This window comes from Hyphomonas sp. BRH_c22, assembly GCF_000961795.1.
In the GTDB taxonomy this organism is placed as follows: Bacteria; Pseudomonadota; Alphaproteobacteria; order Caulobacterales; family Hyphomonadaceae; genus Hyphomonas.
Genome location: NZ_LADU01000084.1, coordinates 1 through 16,171, shown reverse-complemented (window position 1 = coordinate 16,171; position 16,171 = coordinate 1). Strand labels below are relative to the sequence as shown.

Below are 16,171 nucleotides of genomic sequence, written 5' to 3'. Positions count from 1 at the left end.
CAGCCTAGAACGACCAGCGCTTGAGCGGGACGGGCACGTCGTCGGTCCAGCGGCGTTTCCAGTCGAGTACGACACCGACGCGGTGGTCGATCTTGCCGTCCCAGTGCGGCTTCAGGCCAACCGCCTGCAGCACATCGAACAATTCCTGTGCAATCGCGATATGCGCTGCGTCCAGTTCCGAATGGGCGGCGCCATAGCTGAAATAGAGGCCGTGGCCTTCGACGGCGCTTTCGGTATCCTGCTGGTGGAAAAAGACATAACCCCGGGCCTTGTCGCCCATGGTTTCATAGTCCTCGATTTCGGTGCCGATTTCGGCCGCGCCGCAATTGCCGCAACAGGTGAAGTTCGCCCGGGCGACCACGCCATTGTCTTCCAGCATGTCCATGGCCAGTTCCAGCCGGTCATAGTCGGTCAGCACCGGCCAGCTTTCCTGTTCGTCAACCAGCGTCTGAACGGCACCGACCAGCACGTCACGCACGGCGATACGGCGGTCGCGATCGGACATCGACGTTTCGAAGTCCTCGGTGAGTTCGAAGAGAATATCTTCGATCTCATCGATCTCCTCATAGCCGCCCCGAACGTGGATATGTGCCCACAATTTCAGGTCGTCCCGCTCGTCTGCCTTCAGCCTGTTCACGTCAGTCCCTCTGAACTCTCATTTCAGGCAAGACGATAACCCGGTTGGCGTTGGGATGAAACATCCCTATGTGCACTTCCATCGCCGTTTTTGGGAGGCTTCAGATGACCACACCGACCTCGGACATCGACGAGTCCTCCACGCGTATCGAATCCAAGGCAGAACTGGTCGATTATCTTGCCGCAGGGTCAAAGCCCATGGCGGACTGGCGGATCGGCACGGAGCACGAGAAATTCGGCTTCATCAAGGACGGCTTGCGGCCGCTGCCCTATGACGGCAAGGCGTCCATCCTGTCCATGCTGGAAGGACTGCGGGACACGTTCGGCTGGGAGCCGATTGTCGAAGGCGGGCACCTGATCGGCCTGAAAAAGGACGGGGCCAGCGTCTCGCTTGAGCCGGGCGGCCAGTTCGAACTGTCCGGCGCGCCGCTCGAGACCATCCACCAGACCTGTAACGAGGTGGGCAGTCACCTGGAGGAAGTCCGCCACATCGCCGAGCCGCTGGGCGTTGCCTTCCTTGGCGCCGGCGCCAGCCCGCTCTGGAGCCTTGCCGAAACCCCCGTCATGCCCAAAGGCCGCTACCGCATCATGACGGCCTATATGGACAAGGTGGGCCGTCTTGGCCGCCAGATGATGTTCCGCACCTGCACGGTGCAGACCAATCTCGATTTCGGCTCGGAAGCCGACATGGTGAAGAAATTCCGCGTGTCACTGGCCCTCCAGCCGCTCGGTACCGCCCTGTTCGCCAACTCGCCCTTCCTGGACGGGCGCCCCAATGGCTTCCTGTCCTACCGTTCGCAGATCTGGACCGACACGGACCCGGACCGTACGGGCATGCTGCCTTTCGTGTTCGATCAGGGCTTCGGTTTCGAGCAATATGTCGATTATGCCCTTGATGTGCCGATGTATTTTGTCCGCCGCAAGGGGGAATACCTGGATGCGAGCGGCCTCAGCTTCCGGGACTTCATGTCGGGCAAACTGCCGATCCTGCCGGGCGAGTTGCCGGCAATGGATGACTTCGTCGATCACCTGTCGACAATCTTCCCGGAAGTGCGCCTGAAGCGTTTCCTTGAAATGCGCGGATCGGATGCCGGCCCCTGGAGCCGCCTCTGCGCCTTTTCGGCCTTCTGGACGGGGCTGTTGTATTGTCCCGATTGCCTCGATGCCGCCTGGGACCTCGTGAAGGACTGGACCGATGCCGACCGTGAAGCCATGCGCCAGAGCGTTCGCACGCTCGGCCTGAGAACACCGGTGCCGGGCGGCGGGTCGATGCAGGATCTCGCCAAACATGTGCTGGCCCTGTCCCGTCAGGGGCTCAGGAACCGGGCAAACCTCTCGACCTCCGGTGATGACGAGACAGGCTATCTCACCGAACTTGACGAGATTGCCGCCAGCGGCCTGACCCCCGCAGACCGCCTCCTGGCGCGCTATCATGGTGCCTGGAACCGGGATGTGCGGCCAATTTTCGCGGAAGAGGCGTATTAGGGGCACGCTTTTGCGCCGACGAAGCCATGCCTAAGCACAAATTGCCTTGAGCCTTCGCGCGGCGCGTGGTCAAACTGCGCCTCATGCGCTGATGGCGCGCCACAGACTGCAACGAGCCTGGGGAGGGCCACTGTGACAGACATTCCAGTATCGACAACGGATCCCGTTGCGGGAGACACCAGCTTTTTCGGTCACCCGAAAGGCCTGTTTATCCTGTTCCTGACCGAGATGTGGGAGCGCTTTTCCTATTACGGGATGCGCGGCCTTCTCATCATCTACCTGACGCAGCATTTCCTGTTTTCGGACGAAAAATCCGCGCTGATCTACGGCGCCTATACCGCGCTGGTCTATGTGATGACGATCATCGGCGGCACGCTGGCCGACAGGTATCTCGGGCAGCGCAAGGCGGTTACGTTCGGTGCCATCCTGCTCGTGCTCGGCCATTTCGGCATGGCATTCGAGGGATCGGGTTCGCAGCAGATCGCGACGATCAACGGCGCAGAATACGAACTGACACTGGACGGACGCGGCGGCGACGCCAATCAGATCATCGTTCAGGGCGACAAGACTTCGCTGATCAGTTTCGACAATCAAACCAATGAGCTCATTATCGCGGATCCGGAAACCATGGGCCTGCCCGAGCGGATCGATCGCGATACCTATGAGACCAAGATCATTACGCAGGACCTGTTCAAGAACATCCTGTTCCTGTCACTCGCGCTCATCATTGCCGGCGTCGGCTTCCTGAAGGCGAATATCTCGACGATTGTCGGCACGCTCTACAATGTTGGCGATGTGCGCCGCGACTCGGGATTCACCCTGTTCTACATGGGTATCAATCTCGGCTCTTTCCTGTCCTCCATCACCTGCGGCATCCTCGGCATCGTATATGGCTGGGCCTGGGGCTTCGGCCTTGCGGGCGTCGGCATGCTGGCCGGTCTGGTCGTGTTCCTGTGGGGACAGAAATTCCTCGGCGGCCGCGCCGATCCGCCAGATGAGGCGATGCTCAAGAAGTCCGTGCTTGGCCCGATCAACGTGGAATGGGCCTGCTACCTGGCCGGCCTCCTGATGATCGCCGTCTCGATGCTGCTTGTGATGAACGAGGAGATCGTCGGCGGCATCCTCGGCCCAATTGGCGTCCTGATGTTCCTGTTCCTCGTCGGCTACGCGTTCCTCCGGCTGAAGGGCACTGAACGCAACCGGATGTTTGCGGCGATCTATTTCGTCCTCGCGCAGATCCCGTTCTGGGCGCTGTTCGAACAGGCCGGTTCCTCGCTGAACCTGTTCACCGACCGACTGGTCGACCGCACACTGCTTGGATGGTCCGTCCCGGCGCCCGTCTTCCAGTCGCTGAATGCCGGCTTCATCTTCATTTTCGCGCCGATCATTGCCTGGCTGTGGATATGGCTGGCCAAGCGCAACAAGGAGCCATCCACGCCGGTGAAATTCGCGATTGGCGTGTTCGGCGTCGGCCTCGGCTTCCTCGCGCTCGTGGCAGGCATTCAGACGGTTGGCCCCTCGGCCATGACGCCTGTCCTGTTCATCTTCCTGATCTACTGGATCCACACGATGGCAGAGCTCATGCTGTCACCCGTCGGCCTGTCCGCTGTCACCAAGCTGGCTCCGGCGCAGGTGGTGGGCATGACGATGGGCGCCTGGTTCCTGTATTCCGGCCTCTCGAACTTCCTTGCTGGCGTCATTGCCCGCTCGACGGGTTCGGAGACGATTGGCGGCCAGCTGACGGATATGGCAGCCGCAAAGGCGACCTATCTCAGCGTTTACAGTTCGGTTGGCTATATCGGGATCGGCATCGCTGTGGGGATGCTGCTGATCTCGCCGCTGATCAAGAGCTGGATGAAGACCGACGAAGGCAAGATGGTCTAGGCCACACCGCCAAGGTCCAAAACAAAAGGGCGGCCCCGCAAAGGCCGCCCTTTTCCGTTCCGGTTGCCTGCAAGGCTATCGCATCGGAGGATTGAAAGGATCGGTTGGCAGGCCGCGCTTGATCCAGCCGTCGCTGGCGCCGAGATGGCCCACCATGCCTTCGGAAATATCGAACACGTTGGCAAAGCCTTCGGAGACGAGCTTCTGCGCCGCCTTTGTCGAGCACTCGACTGACCGGCAGATCACCGCGACCGGGTGCTCGAGGTCGCCATAAACGGCCCCGCGGGCCCGGGCCACGAAATCGGCATCCTGCAGCGTCGCGCCGACACTGTCGCGCGGCATGCCAGTCATCGCCCATTCCGAGGGCGTGCGCACGTCGATCAGGATGAGCTCGCCTTTCTGGGACATCTGGAAAGCCGTATCGGCCGAGAGTGTTCCGATGTCGGCCATCGCCATGCTGCCCAGGCCAATGGTTGCACACACCAAAGTCAGGAATTTCCGCCGCATCCGTCTTCGTCGCCCTTTACCCACCCGGCGCGGCATCCTTAACGGCGGCGCGCCCTATTATGGCGACAAAGTGGCAAAACCCTCGCGCGCCCGCAAGAGTCAGCGTTAATCATGACAGGAATTTTATCCCGCGCCGCCCACGGTCAGGGCGCCGACCTTGAGGGTTGGCTGTCCGACCCCCACCGGCACCGACTGGCCGGCCTTGCCGCACACGCCGACACCGTCATCCATGGCGAAATCATTGCCGATCATGGATACTTGCTGCAGCACGGTTGGCCCGTGGCCGATCAGCGTGGCATTCTTGACCGGCGCGACGACCTTGCCGTTCTCGACGAGATAGGCCTCGGTGCACTGGAACACGAAATTGCCGGACGTTATGTCGACCTGGCCGCCGCCAAAGTCCACGGCCCAGAGGCCGCGCTTGATCGAGGCAACGATTTCGTCCGGATCCTTGTCGCCGCCCAGCATGACCGTGTTGGTCATCCGCGGCATGGTCTGCGCTTCATAGCTTTCGCGCCGGCCATTGCCGGTCGGCGCGACGCCCATCAGGCGGGCATTCAGGCGGTCTTGCATATAGCCCTTCAGGATGCCGTCCTCGATCAGCACGGTGCGCTGGGTTGGCGTGCCTTCATCGTCAAACGACAGGGAGCCGCGACGCGCTTCGATGCTGCCATCGTCAATAATAGTGACGCCCCTGGCGGCGACCTGTTCGCCGATCCGCCCAGCATAGACGCTGGTGCCCTTGCGGTTGAAGTCACCCTCGAGGCCATGGCCGACCGCCTCGTGCAGCAGCACGGCGGGCCAGCCAGGGCCGAGCACGACTTCCATCACGCCGGCCGGGGTCGGGATCGACTGGAGGTTCACCGAGGCCTTGCCGAGCGCGCGGCGGACCATGCCCTGCCAGCGTTCCGGCTGGATCCACTCGTCATAGGCCGCGCGGCCGCCTGCGCCAGCGCTGGCGGATTCGCGGCGGCCGTTTTCCTCAAGCGTCACGGATACGTTGAGACGGACAAGCGGGCGGACTTCAGAGAATACGGCGCCGTCGGGCCGGATGATATCGACCTCGCGATGGCTGCCAGCGAGCGAGACGGACACTTGCACGACACGCGGGTCGAGGGCCCGTGTCCACGCATCGATTTCAGCCAGGAGGCCGGTCTTGACGGTGAAATCTGGCGCCGATGTCGGGTCGATTGGCGCGTAGAGGCGCCGGTTGGTCGGTTGCGGGCCGTCGGCGAGGCGGCCGGAATAGCCGCGCTTGGCCTGCGAGGCGGTCTGCGCGGCGCGCGTGATGGCGCCAAGCGACAGTTCCGATCCGTAGCCGCTGCCCTGCGCTTCGCCTGCCACGACGCGCAGGCCAAAGCCCTGTTCGGTGTCGAATGCGGCCGACTTCAGCCGCCCGTCATCGAACATGAAACTTTCAGAGCGTGAGCGTTCAATGAACAGGTCGCCATCGTCGCCGCCAGAGACAGCATCAGACAGGATATCCGCAGCGCGGGCGACATCGAAAGGTAATTGGGTCTGGGTCATGCATCCTAAATGCGGGTGATCGGCGCCCGCAGCAAGGGCAAAGCCTGTCAAGCGGTGAGATTGGCTTTCGGGCCGGGTCCGGCGTCCGGAAGGGTCGGGGCGGGCAGGTTCGCCTTTGCCTCTCCTGCCTCTTTCGCTTCGCGGGCTTCCTGCCGCTTGCCGAGGGGCACGTCACGGCGGAAAACGTATTTCAGGATCCGCCGGTCCGATCGCGACAGCTCATCCCGGTCGGCAAGGAACTTGCCGAAGGAGGCCATGCTGGGGACATGATCCGACACGACCTTCATGGTCAGAAGCATCGGGGTGGCAAGCAGCATGCCCATGAAGGACCAGAGCCAGGCCCACAGGGCAAAGGAGACGAACACGACCACAGCGTTCAGTCTCAACCGCCGGCCTACCATGACGGGGGTGACGAACTGGCCCTCGAACGAGGTCATGGCCCAGAAGCACACCGCCGGAAGGATCGCCGCCGTCGCCGAGTCAAAGGTTACCAGCCCGACGAGAAAGGATATCCCCACGCCCGCCATCGCCCCGATATAGGGGATGTAATTGAGCAGGAATGCCGCCACCCCGAACAGGAGCGGATCCGGCATGCCCAGGGCCCACATGGTCAGGCCGATGGCGACGCCCAGCCCCATATTGATGAGGGTGATTGTCAGCAGGTAGACCGAGAGCTGGTTCTCGATGGTCCGCGCCACGGCCAGCGCCCGCCGCTTGTCCTTCAGCGTCGGCATGACCTGCACAAGTTTCTCGTAGAACAGGTTGCCGGAGGCAATCAGGAAGAAGGTCAGCGTCAGGCAGATCACGATCTGTCCGGCAATCACCGGCATGCGGTCAGCAAACCCTGACAGGAATCCCGGCTCACGGATGGTCACCGTGTCTGTCGCCGGTTCCTTTGTGGCCATGTCCTGGATCTGTTCGGAGGCATCCATGACCGGCTGGACGGTGCCCGTCAGTTCCTTCAGCTTGTCACCGACATCCGCGATCATGTGGGGCGCCTCGGCAAGGCTGTCTTTCAAGGCGTCCGATACGAAATAGCCGAGCGTGCCCACGGTCCCGATCAGGGTCAGCAGGATAATCGCCGCCGCCACGCCCGATGACAGGCCCATCCGGCCGAGGGCCCTGCGTACGGGGCTGAAGATCAGCGCCAGCAGCATGGCCGTCACGATGGGAACAATCAGGCCCTGAGCGATGGTCAGGACGCTCAGGGCCATGATCCAGAAAATACCAACGAGCGCCCAGCTGTGGTGGCTTGGCACTCGCTTGGGCTCATCCGACCGTTCGGATGATTCCGGGGTCATCCCCTGCGAAGGCCGCCAAAGACCAGCGAGACGACGAACAGGACGATGAAGATCAGGGCGAGGATCTTGGCGATGCCGGCGGCCGTGCCGGCAATTCCGCCAAAGCCGAGAACGGCCGCGACAAGCGCGACGACGAGAAAGATGATGGCCCAGCGCAGCATGATTGGTTTCCTTTTCCAGAGAGTGGTCGAAAGGAAACGGCGCTCACAGACATTGGTTCCACGCCTTGCGATGACTTACGAACCGCGGCGGACTGAAAGCGCCCGTGAAAGGCCTAGTTCGTCGTCACCTGGAAGCGGGCCATCTGGCGCTTGGCGAGATCCCAATCGGGGTTCAGCTCATCGGCCCGCTTGAAATCGAAATAGGCGCCCTGGATGTCGCCGGTATTTTCCTTGGCGATCGCCCGGTTGTAATAGGCGGCGTAGAGATCGTGGGAATCGAGCTCAATCGCCTTGTCGAGCGACACGAGGGCCGAATTGAAATCCTTGCGCAGGATGTGGGCGGCGCCTTCGTTCAGGTAGGTGGCACCTTCTTCCGGTCGCATACGCTTGGCGATGTCATAATCTGACAATGCAGCCTCCAGCCGCCCGGACCGCATGCGCAAAACGCCCCGATTGGTATATGTGGCCGCCTTGTTGGTGACGTTCATCAGCTCCGATTCGATGGCGCGGGTGCAGATTTTCTCGCCTTCGCTAGCCGACGTGCGCTGGTATTTGGCTGCTTCATAGCAGTCCTTGGCGATGCCGCCGCCAATGATCGAGACCTGCGCAGATGCGAACGGAGCCGAGAGAAGGAAAGCAATCGCAGTGAATGCCACTATATTCCTCATTATTGTCTCCCTTATGTTTTGTTTTCGCAATAATAGCACGATTGGCGGTTAGCGGCGAGCGCCTGCGACAATATTGAGCGCGAAAACTGCTGGGTTGCAGGGGCGGTCTGATATAGATACAGCGAAGCAATTCCAACGAGACGAGGATTCCTTCGTGCGACACTTCATTGCCGCCTTGTGCGCTTCAATACTGGCTGCACCGGCGTTTGCTGCCACGCCTGTCGATGGTGCGCTCGGCTTCCAGCCTGCTGCAACGCGCATTGCAGAACGTATTCACTTCTTCCACGATGACTATGTCCTGTGGATCATCACGGCAATCACGATCTTCGTGTCGGTCCTGCTGGTCTGGGTGATGGTGCGCTATAACCGCAAGGCGAACCCCGTGTCCCGGAAGTTCAGCCACAATTCGCTGATCGAAGTGATCTGGACGGTTGTTCCGGCGCTTATCCTTGTCGCGATTGCCGGCCTGTCCTTCCCGAACCTCTATTATCAGGACGTTGTGCCGAACCTCGAGAAGATCCAGACCGAATCAGCCGCGCTCCTCGCCGACGGCAAATCGGCCGAGTACGAGCGCTACACCAAGAACAATTTCCCGGATGCGGCCGCGCAGGGCTTCGTCAACGTCAAGGCCCAGGGCAACCAGTGGAACTGGACCTATTCCTATCCTGACATCGTCGATGCCGACGGTTTCCCGCTGGAATTCGTGTCCAACGGTATCCACAAGGGAACTTCGGCGGATCCGACCGACACGGGTGAGCGTCCGCGCAACCTGGCCGTTGACTATCCGATGGTGATCCCGGCCGGTCGCTACATCCGCTATTACACCGCTGCCGCTGATGTCATCCACTCGTGGACGGTTCCGGCATTCGGCGTCAAAACCGATGCTGTGCCAGGCCGCCTGAACGAGGGCTGGTTCCTCGTGGACCAGCCGGGTGTCTATTACGGGCAATGCTCCGAACTGTGCGGTGTCGACCATGCCTACATGCCGATCGAGGTGCGTGTCGTCTCGCAGGCCCAGTTTGATGCCTGGGCCCAGATGATGCTGGCCGGCGACTATGACGCCGCCGCTGCGTCGGTCCGCACAATGGCCGCACTTGAGACGGGCACGCAGCTCGCCGCTAACAATTAAGCTTTGAGAGAAGAGTAGATCCGCCATGCCAATGGATGAAATCGCCCTCGACCATCACCACGATGACCACGCCCACACACCAGGCTTCTTCAAGCGCTGGTTCCTGTCGACGAACCACAAGGACATCGGCACCCTCTACCTCATCTTCGCGCTGTGTGCGGGCATTGTCGGCTATGCGCTGTCCGGCCTGATCCGCTGGGAACTGGCTGAGCCAGGCATCGGTCCGATGCTCTGGATCGTCGAGCAGTTCCAAGGTGCCCAGGGCGACGCGGCCATCGCGCAAGCCAAGCATTTCTACAATACCGTGATCACCTATCACGGCCTGATCATGATCTTCTTCATGGTCATGCCTGCGCTGATCGGCGGTTTCGGCAACTGGTTCGTACCGCTGATGATCGGCGCCCCGGACATGGCCTTCCCGCGCATGAACAATATTTCGTTCTGGCTGACGGTGGCCGCCTTCGTGCTGGCCTGTATCTCCATGACGGTACCTGGCACTTCGTCCGGTAACGGCTTTGGCGGTGGCTGGGTCCTGTATCCGCCGCTCTCGTCGACCACCGGCCACCCCGGCCCGGCCATGGACCTGCTTATCCTGTCGCTTCACACGGCTGGTATCGCGTCCATCCTCGGCGCTATCAACTTCATCGTCACCATCCTGAACATGCGTGCCCCCGGCATGACCATGCACAAGATGCCGCTGTTCGCCTGGGGCGTTCTGGTCACGGCCGTGCTGCTGCTCCTGTCGCTTCCGGTTCTTGCAGGCGCGCTGACCATGCTGCTGACAGACCGCAATTTCGGTTCGCAATTCTTCAACCCGGCCGGTGGCGGCGACCCGATCATGTTCCAGCACCTGTTCTGGTTCTTCGGTCACCCGGAAGTCTACATCATGATCCTGCCGGCCTTCGGCATCATCAGCCACATCGTCTCGACCTTCTCCAAGAAGCCGATCTTCGGCTATCTCGGCATGGCCTATGCCATGGTCTCGATTGGCGTGATCGGCTTCGTCGTGTGGGCACACCACATGTACACGGTCGGCATGAACGTCGACCTGAAGGCCTATTTCATCGCGGCGACCATGGTCATCGCGGTGCCGACAGGCATCAAGATCTTCTCGTGGATCGCCACAATGTGGGGCGGCTCCATCGAGTTCAAGGTTCCGATGCTCTGGGCCATCGGCTTCATCTTCCTGTTCACCGTCGGTGGCGTGACCGGCGTCGTGCTGGCCAATGCCGGTATCGACCACGCGCTTCACGACACCTATTACGTCGTTGCGCACTTCCACTATGTGCTGTCGCTCGGCGCCGTGTTCGGCCTCTTCGCCGGGTGGTATTACTGGTTCGAGAAGATGTTCGGCATCAAGTATAATGGCATGATCGGCGGCCTGCATTTCTGGCTGATGTTCGTCGGCTCGAACGTCCTGTTCTTCCCGCAGCACTTCCTCGGCCTGCAGGGTATGCCACGCCGCTATATCGATTTTGCAGACGGCTTCGCCACCTGGCACTATATCTCGTCGGTTGGTTACGCCATCACGCTGGTCGCGACGCTGGTCTTCTTCATTGGCCTTGCCGAAGCGATGATCCGCCGCCGCAAGGGTGCCGCCAATCCATGGGGTGAAGGCGCCACGACTCTGGAATGGACGCTGCCTTCGCCGCCACCATTCCACCAGTATAACGAGCTGCCGCACGTCACGACCAAGGGCGGCCACTAGCTCGCTCGCGCCGGCCGCCCGGTTCCGGGCACCGGCAGGCAACACAAAATCGGGCGGCCCTGCGCTGAAAAGGCGTATGGGCCGTTTCGCTTGAATGGCTCATAAGGCTTTGACCATGACAGATGCACCCGCGACACCCGCACGGCGCTACGCAACCGCGAGCGACTATGTGAACCTGATGAAGCCGCGCATCATGATGCTGGTCGTCTTCACGGCGGCAGCAGGCCTGATCGCTGCGGCCAGCGTGACCGGCACGCCGGTCAACCCGCTAATGGGTGCCATCGCCCTGCTGGCGGTTGCGCTCGGATCGGGCGCGGCGGGCGCGATCAACATGTGGTTCGATTCCGATATCGACGCGATCATGACGCGCACCTCGACCCGGCCAATCCCCTCCGGCGCGGTGCCGCGCGAGGAAGCCTTGGCCATGGGCCTCATCATGTCCGGCGTGTCGGTCATGCTGATGTGGCTTGCCTCGAACTGGATCGCGGCGGCGCTGCTGGCATTTTCGATCTTCTATTACGGCGTCATCTACACGATGTGGCTGAAGCGCTCGACGCCGCAGAACATTGTCATCGGCGGCGGGGCAGGGGCATTCCCGCCGGTCATCGGCTGGGCCGCCGTGACGGGCAACATGCCGCTGGATGCGTGGATCCTGTTCGCGATCATCTTCTTCTGGACGCCGCCGCACTTCTGGGCGCTCAGCCTGCTGGCCCATGGCGAATACGAGAAGGCGGGCGTGCCGATGTTGCCGGTAACCCATGGCGCCAAGGCCACCCGCCTGCAGATGCTGCTCTATACGATCCTGCTCGTGCCACTGGCGCTGACGCCCGTGCTGACGGGCCTGGGCGGCTGGATCTATGCGGTGACGGCCGGTGTGCTTGGCCTGGTCTTCCTGTCCTATGCCGTGCGTGTGTTCCGGTCGAATGCGGGCGATGCCGGTTGCAGCGATGCGGAAAAGAAGCTCGCAAAGTCCATGTTCCTGTTTTCGATTCTCTACCTGTTCCTGGTCTTTGCTGCTGTGATTTTCGAGCATGCGACCGGCCTGTTTTTCGCTGTGAAGGGCTTCTAGATGGTTGACGAGAAAGAACCCTATGCCGGGGAGTTTACGCCCGCGGCCAGGCTGGAACCTGAAGCGCTCGCCGCGCGCAACAAGCGGAACATCTGGCTCGGCCTGGCGCTGTTCGGCTTTGTCGTTCTGGTCGGTGTCACAACCGTCATCCGCCTGTCGAGTACCGATCTGAGCGAGGGTGCCAGCTTCTATTACAGCCCGAACAAGAAGGCCCGCGCGCCGCTGCAGGAAGCGCCGGCCCTGCCGCCTGGCATGACCGAAGAACAGGCGGCTCCGCCCGCCGGACTTGAGCCCGAAGAGGCGCCCGAATGAAACTCTCGAACCTCACCATCGGATTGATCGCCGGCGGCGTCTTCCTGGCCATGCTTGGGCTCGCGTTCATGGCCGAGCCGCTCTACAAGAGTTTCTGCCAAATCACGGGCTTCGGCGGCACGACGCGGATCGCGACACGCGCGCCGGATACGATCCTCGATCAGGAAATCACCATGCGCTTCGATGCGAACGTCGCGGACACGGCACTGATTTTCCGTCCGCTGCAGCGCGAACAGACGGTCAAGATCGGGCAGCACGGACTCGCCTTCTATGAAGTCGAGAACCCGACGGACAAACCGATTCGCGTCATCGCGAGCTATAATGTGACGCCGCATTTTGCCGGGCCGTATTTCTACAAGCTGGAATGCTTCTGCTTCGAGGAGCGCGTGATCGCGCCGTTCGAATCAAAGAAACTGCCGGTCGTCTACTTCATTTCGCCTGATGTGATCGAAGATCATGTCGCCAGCCAGCTCGAAACGATCACGCTCAGCTACACGTTTTTCGACAGTTCGACCTACAAGGGCCCGCTGAGCCAGGAAGCCCGGGGTGCGGCGAATTCGGCCTCGCCGGGCTGAGACTGTTGCGTTTCCGGCGCGGAGCGGGCTAAACAGCGCAAAGCTATACGTGATAATTTCAAGGGGTTTTCCAAGCCATGTCCAGCGGCGATGTCAAACACGATTACCACCTCGTAAATCCCTCCCCGTGGCCACTGCTCGGTTCCCTGGCCGTGATCGTGCTGGCAGTGGGCGGTGTGACCTACATGAAGGGCCTGTTCGGCCTTGAAGCCGGGACATGGTGGCTGCTGGCCATCGGTTTTGCCATGGTCATCTGGGTCATGACCGGCTGGTGGCGCGAAGTGGCCAAGGAAGGTGCGATCGGCGACCATACACCGGTTGTCAGCATTGGCCTTCGTTATGGCATGATCCTGTTCATCGCATCTGAAGTGATGTTCTTCGTCGCCTGGTTTTGGGGCTTCTTCGAGTTCACGATCTATGAGTCGGCCCGCACCGGCAGCACATGGGACGCAACCAACCCGCTTTATGCCGACGCTCTGGCCAAGTTCAACGATTGGCCACCGGCCGGCGTCGAGACGTTTGACCCCTTCCACCTGCCGCTGATAAACACGCTGGTCCTGCTCCTGTCCGGCACGACCGTGACCTGGGCCCACCACGCGCTCCAGCATGGTGACCGGTCGGGCGCCAAGCTCGGCCTGCTGCTGACCGTGCTGCTCGGCCTCGGCTTCACCGCCCTGCAGGTGCTGGAATACAGCCATGCCGGCTTCACCTATGACGGCACGCTGTATGGGTCGGCCTTCTTCATGGCCACCGGCTTCCACGGCGCGCACGTTGTGATCGGAACGATCTTCCTCGCGATCTGCCTGCTACGCCTGATGATGGGCGGCATGACGCCGACCAAGCATCTCGGCTTCGAATTCGCGGCTTGGTACTGGCACTTCGTTGATGTGGTGTGGCTGTTCCTCTTCGCGTTCGTTTACGTTGCGCCCTACCTCATCATGGAAGGCGGCAAGTAAGCGCCTTCACGCGAACCTGATCCGAACCCAGGCCCGCCGGCGCGTCAAACCGCCCGGCGGGCCTTTTTCATAAAAGGCCCGAGACCCGCCATGACCTTCCGTCCGCTTCCCGTGCTTACGCTGTTCACGCTGGCCAGCCTGGTCATCCTCGTCTGGCTCGGAAACTGGCAGTATGGGCGCTTCACCGAAAAGATGGCGCTCGACAAGGCCGAGCCGGAATGGGCCCTGATTGATGGATCGGTGATCCAGGGCAGCGAGACCATGGTCTACGCATACGTTGACGCCAATGCGGCCTGGCGCCGTGTGGTGGCCATTGATACCGGGCGCGACGTGGTCTTCACGCCGACAGAGATCATCTACCAGGTCGAACCGCCCAGTCCGTGCGAAGGGCCCGATTGCAGCGCGGGCCTGCGCTATGCGGCGCGCGGTCTCTACCAGGTGCCGCGCGGGCGTAACGCGTTCAGCGGTGAAGACAGTCCCCAGACCGGCATCTATTACACGCTGGATCCGGCTGTCCTGGCGGCTGTGCTGCCGGCCGATCTGGCGGGTCGTGTAGACGGGCGCGTATTCGAACCTGAAACGATCCGGTTGACCGAGAATGGCCGCACCATGGTGGGAGAGAATCCGTTCGCCAGGGTGCGCGCCGACAGCGAATTGCCGCCACAGCGCCATTTTGGCTATGCGATCACCTGGTGGGGGCTCGCCATGGCGCTGATCGGCGTGTATCTCGCCTTCCATCACCAGCAGGGCCGCCTGAGATTTCGTAAAGGGAGCGATGCGTGAAATATGTTTCGACACGCGGACAGGCCGCACCGGTTGATTTCGTCGGCGCCTGCCTAGCGGGCCTCGCCCCCGATGGCGGCCTCTATGTGCCGGAAACCTATCCGCAAATCGCCCCGGCCGGACCTGATGAGCCCTATCCGCAGGTCGCGGCGCGCATCCTGTCCGCCTTTGCGGGCGATGCGATTCCCGAGGCCGACATGCTGGCCATGTGCGAGCGCGCCTATGCCAGCTTTGCCCACCATTCGGTTGCCCCGCTGACGCAGGCCGGTCCCGGCCTCTGGCTGATGGAACTGCACCACGGCCCGACGCTGGCCTTCAAGGATGTGGCGATGCAGATCATCGCCCAGCTCTACGACTACATGCTGGGCAAGAGCGGCAAGCGCCTGTCCATCGTCTGCGCCACATCCGGCGATACGGGCGGCGCGGCGGCGGCGGCCTTTGCTGGCGCCCGGCATGCGGACCTGTTCATCCTGCATCCCCATGAGCGCATTTCGCCCGTCCAGCGCCTGTTCATGACCACGACCGGGGCGTCCAATGTGACCAACCTGGCTGTCGATGGCGACTTCGACGACTGCCAGGCAATCGTCAAATCGCTGTTTGCAGACAAGGCTTTCGCCGACGGCGTGGGCCTGTCGGGCGTCAACTCGATCAACTGGGCCCGGATTGCAGCGCAGTCTGTTTACTATGCAACGGCGCAGGCCGCGCTCGGCGGAAAGATCCGCTTCGTCGTGCCGAGCGGAAACATGGGGGACGCGCTGGCCGGCTATGTCGCCGCGCGCTGCGGCCTGATGACGGGCGGCTTCGAGATCGCCTGCGCCGTGAATGAGAATGACGCGCTGGCGCGCCTGTTCAATACCGGTGTCATGTCACGCGCCCCGGCGGTTGCGACGCCGAGCCCGGCCATGGATATTTCCGTGCCGTCGAATTTCGAGCGGCTTCTGTATGAGGCGACAGGCCGGGACGGCGACGCCGTGCGCAGCGTTTATGACCGCTACAAGCAGGCCGGTGAAGCCGCGTTGCCGGAGGCGGCCATCGGCCGGCTGGGCTGTGTCGGCATCACGGCTGCGACCGTGAGCAACGCCGATACGCTGGCGGAAATGGCCCGGTTTGAATCCGAGACGGGCTGGCTGATCTGCCCGCACACGGCGGTCGGCACGTTCCGGGCGCGCCAGTTGCCGCGCAGCGACGTCGCGACGGTTGTGCTGGCGACGGCGGCGGCGGCCAAGTTCCCGGAAACGGTGAAGGAGGCCACGGGTCTCGATGCCCCGCTGCCCCACCGGTGCGGCACGCTGCTGGCGCGGGGCGAGGTCTTCGACCGCCTGCCGGCCGACCTGTCCGCTGTGCGCGGTGCGATTGAAGCCAAGATACAGACGGTCCCCTGATGGCCGTCACCCAGCGCGATACACTGATTGCCAGCGAGCGCCTTGTCCTCGAACCGCCCCGCAAGAGCGACTTTGAGGACTGGGCGGC

Annotated in this window: 16 protein-coding genes; 10 read left to right on the top strand and 6 right to left on the bottom strand. The window is 62.1% G+C overall.

All coding sequences use genetic code 11. From position 1 onward, the window contains the following. Positions 1–4: 4 nt before the first annotated feature. On the bottom strand, positions 5–637 hold the full coding sequence (locus tag VR74_RS10805) for a hypothetical protein (protein ID WP_299950189.1): 633 nt from the start codon (positions 635–637) through the stop codon (positions 5–7). A 104-nt stretch (positions 638–741) separates the two neighbouring features. Here VR74_RS10805 and VR74_RS10800 point away from each other — a divergent pair, with 104 nt between their 5' ends. Both VR74_RS10800 and VR74_RS10795 read left to right on the top strand, forming a co-directional pair. Continuing rightward, positions 742–2,121, top strand: coding sequence for a glutamate--cysteine ligase (locus VR74_RS10800; RefSeq protein WP_045696674.1), 1,380 nt, complete (start codon positions 742–744; stop codon positions 2,119–2,121). Positions 2,122–2,349: 228 nt separating this feature from the next. Beyond that, positions 2,350–4,005 carry a peptide MFS transporter gene (locus VR74_RS10795; protein WP_366462471.1) on the top strand — a complete coding sequence of 552 codons (1,656 nt, stop codon included), beginning with the start codon at positions 2,350–2,352 and terminating at the stop codon, positions 4,003–4,005. A gap of 75 nt (positions 4,006–4,080) precedes the next feature. On the opposite strand, the gene VR74_RS10790 is transcribed toward VR74_RS10795, so the two are convergent. From VR74_RS10790 to VR74_RS10770, 5 genes are all read right to left on the bottom strand, one after another. Next, positions 4,081–4,512, bottom strand: coding sequence for a rhodanese-like domain-containing protein (locus tag VR74_RS10790; RefSeq protein WP_299950185.1), 432 nt, complete (start codon positions 4,510–4,512; stop codon positions 4,081–4,083). A 123-nt stretch (positions 4,513–4,635) separates the two neighbouring features. Beyond that, complete coding sequence (gene tldD, locus VR74_RS10785; RefSeq protein ID WP_045696672.1) at positions 4,636–6,039, bottom strand: metalloprotease TldD; 1,404 nt, start codon at positions 6,037–6,039, stop codon at positions 4,636–4,638. Between the two features lie 47 nt (positions 6,040–6,086). After that, positions 6,087–7,298, bottom strand: a complete 1,212-nt coding sequence (locus VR74_RS10780) for an AI-2E family transporter (protein WP_299950183.1) — start codon at positions 7,296–7,298, stop codon at positions 6,087–6,089. Positions 7,299–7,336: 38 nt separating this feature from the next. Continuing rightward, positions 7,337–7,501, bottom strand: a complete 165-nt coding sequence (locus VR74_RS10775) for a DUF1328 domain-containing protein (RefSeq protein WP_045696670.1) — start codon at positions 7,499–7,501, stop codon at positions 7,337–7,339. A 113-nt stretch (positions 7,502–7,614) separates the two neighbouring features. Beyond that, the gene (locus VR74_RS10770) at positions 7,615–8,169 is read right to left on the bottom strand and encodes a tetratricopeptide repeat protein (protein ID WP_045696668.1); all 555 of its coding nucleotides are present in this window, start codon (positions 8,167–8,169) and stop codon (positions 7,615–7,617) included. A 154-nt stretch (positions 8,170–8,323) separates the two neighbouring features. Here VR74_RS10770 and coxB point away from each other — a divergent pair, with 154 nt between their 5' ends. The 8 genes from coxB (at position 8,324) to thrC (ending at position 16,083) form a co-directional block, all read left to right on the top strand. Further along, positions 8,324–9,298 (top strand): cytochrome c oxidase subunit II, encoded by a 975-nt coding sequence (gene coxB / locus VR74_RS10765; RefSeq protein WP_045696722.1) that lies wholly within the window; start codon positions 8,324–8,326, stop codon positions 9,296–9,298. Positions 9,299–9,323: 25 nt separating this feature from the next. After that, positions 9,324–11,006: a cytochrome c oxidase subunit I gene (gene ctaD / locus VR74_RS10760; protein WP_299950182.1), complete on the top strand. Its 1,683-nt coding sequence runs from the start codon at positions 9,324–9,326 to the stop codon at positions 11,004–11,006. A 115-nt stretch (positions 11,007–11,121) separates the two neighbouring features. After that, positions 11,122–12,075 carry a heme o synthase gene (cyoE, locus tag VR74_RS10755; RefSeq protein WP_045696720.1) on the top strand — a complete coding sequence of 318 codons (954 nt, stop codon included), beginning with the start codon at positions 11,122–11,124 and terminating at the stop codon, positions 12,073–12,075. Then, complete coding sequence (locus VR74_RS10750) at positions 12,076–12,387, top strand: hypothetical protein (RefSeq protein ID WP_045696665.1); 312 nt, start codon at positions 12,076–12,078, stop codon at positions 12,385–12,387. It abuts the gene before it with no gap. Then, a complete protein-coding gene (locus VR74_RS10745) occupies positions 12,384–12,962 on the top strand; it encodes a cytochrome c oxidase assembly protein (RefSeq protein WP_045696664.1) in 579 nt (192 codons plus the stop codon). The genes VR74_RS10750 and VR74_RS10745 overlap by 4 nt, the downstream gene beginning before the upstream one ends. Positions 12,963–13,039: 77 nt before the next feature. After that, positions 13,040–13,918, top strand: a complete 879-nt coding sequence (locus VR74_RS10740; RefSeq protein WP_045696662.1) for a cytochrome c oxidase subunit 3 — start codon at positions 13,040–13,042, stop codon at positions 13,916–13,918. A 90-nt stretch (positions 13,919–14,008) separates the two neighbouring features. Continuing rightward, positions 14,009–14,701 carry an SURF1 family cytochrome oxidase biogenesis protein gene (locus VR74_RS10735; protein ID WP_045696660.1) on the top strand — a complete coding sequence of 231 codons (693 nt, stop codon included), beginning with the start codon at positions 14,009–14,011 and terminating at the stop codon, positions 14,699–14,701. Beyond that, positions 14,698–16,083 carry a threonine synthase gene (thrC, locus tag VR74_RS10730; RefSeq protein ID WP_045696658.1) on the top strand — a complete coding sequence of 462 codons (1,386 nt, stop codon included), beginning with the start codon at positions 14,698–14,700 and terminating at the stop codon, positions 16,081–16,083. Before VR74_RS10735 ends, thrC begins: the two co-directional genes overlap by 4 nt. Positions 16,084–16,171 lie beyond the last annotated feature (88 nt).

Coding starts and splice junctions, on each gene's coding strand:
- VR74_RS10800 (WP_045696674.1), top strand. CDS start 742: ATGACCACACCGACCTCGGACATCGACGAGTCCTCCACGCGTATCGAA.
- VR74_RS10795 (WP_366462471.1), top strand. CDS start 2,350: ATGTGGGAGCGCTTTTCCTATTACGGGATGCGCGGCCTTCTCATCATC.
- VR74_RS10790 (WP_299950185.1), bottom strand. CDS start 4,512: ATGCGGCGGAAATTCCTGACTTTGGTGTGTGCAACCATTGGCCTGGGC.
- tldD (WP_045696672.1), bottom strand. CDS start 6,039: ATGACCCAGACCCAATTACCTTTCGATGTCGCCCGCGCTGCGGATATC.
- VR74_RS10775 (WP_045696670.1), bottom strand. CDS start 7,501: ATGCTGCGCTGGGCCATCATCTTTCTCGTCGTCGCGCTTGTCGCGGCC.
- VR74_RS10770 (WP_045696668.1), bottom strand. CDS start 8,169: ATGAGGAATATAGTGGCATTCACTGCGATTGCTTTCCTTCTCTCGGCT.
- ctaD (WP_299950182.1), top strand. CDS start 9,324: ATGCCAATGGATGAAATCGCCCTCGACCATCACCACGATGACCACGCC.
- cyoE (WP_045696720.1), top strand. CDS start 11,122: ATGACAGATGCACCCGCGACACCCGCACGGCGCTACGCAACCGCGAGC.
- VR74_RS10750 (WP_045696665.1), top strand. CDS start 12,076: ATGGTTGACGAGAAAGAACCCTATGCCGGGGAGTTTACGCCCGCGGCC.
- VR74_RS10745 (WP_045696664.1), top strand. CDS start 12,384: ATGAAACTCTCGAACCTCACCATCGGATTGATCGCCGGCGGCGTCTTC.
- VR74_RS10740 (WP_045696662.1), top strand. CDS start 13,040: ATGTCCAGCGGCGATGTCAAACACGATTACCACCTCGTAAATCCCTCC.
- VR74_RS10735 (WP_045696660.1), top strand. CDS start 14,009: ATGACCTTCCGTCCGCTTCCCGTGCTTACGCTGTTCACGCTGGCCAGC.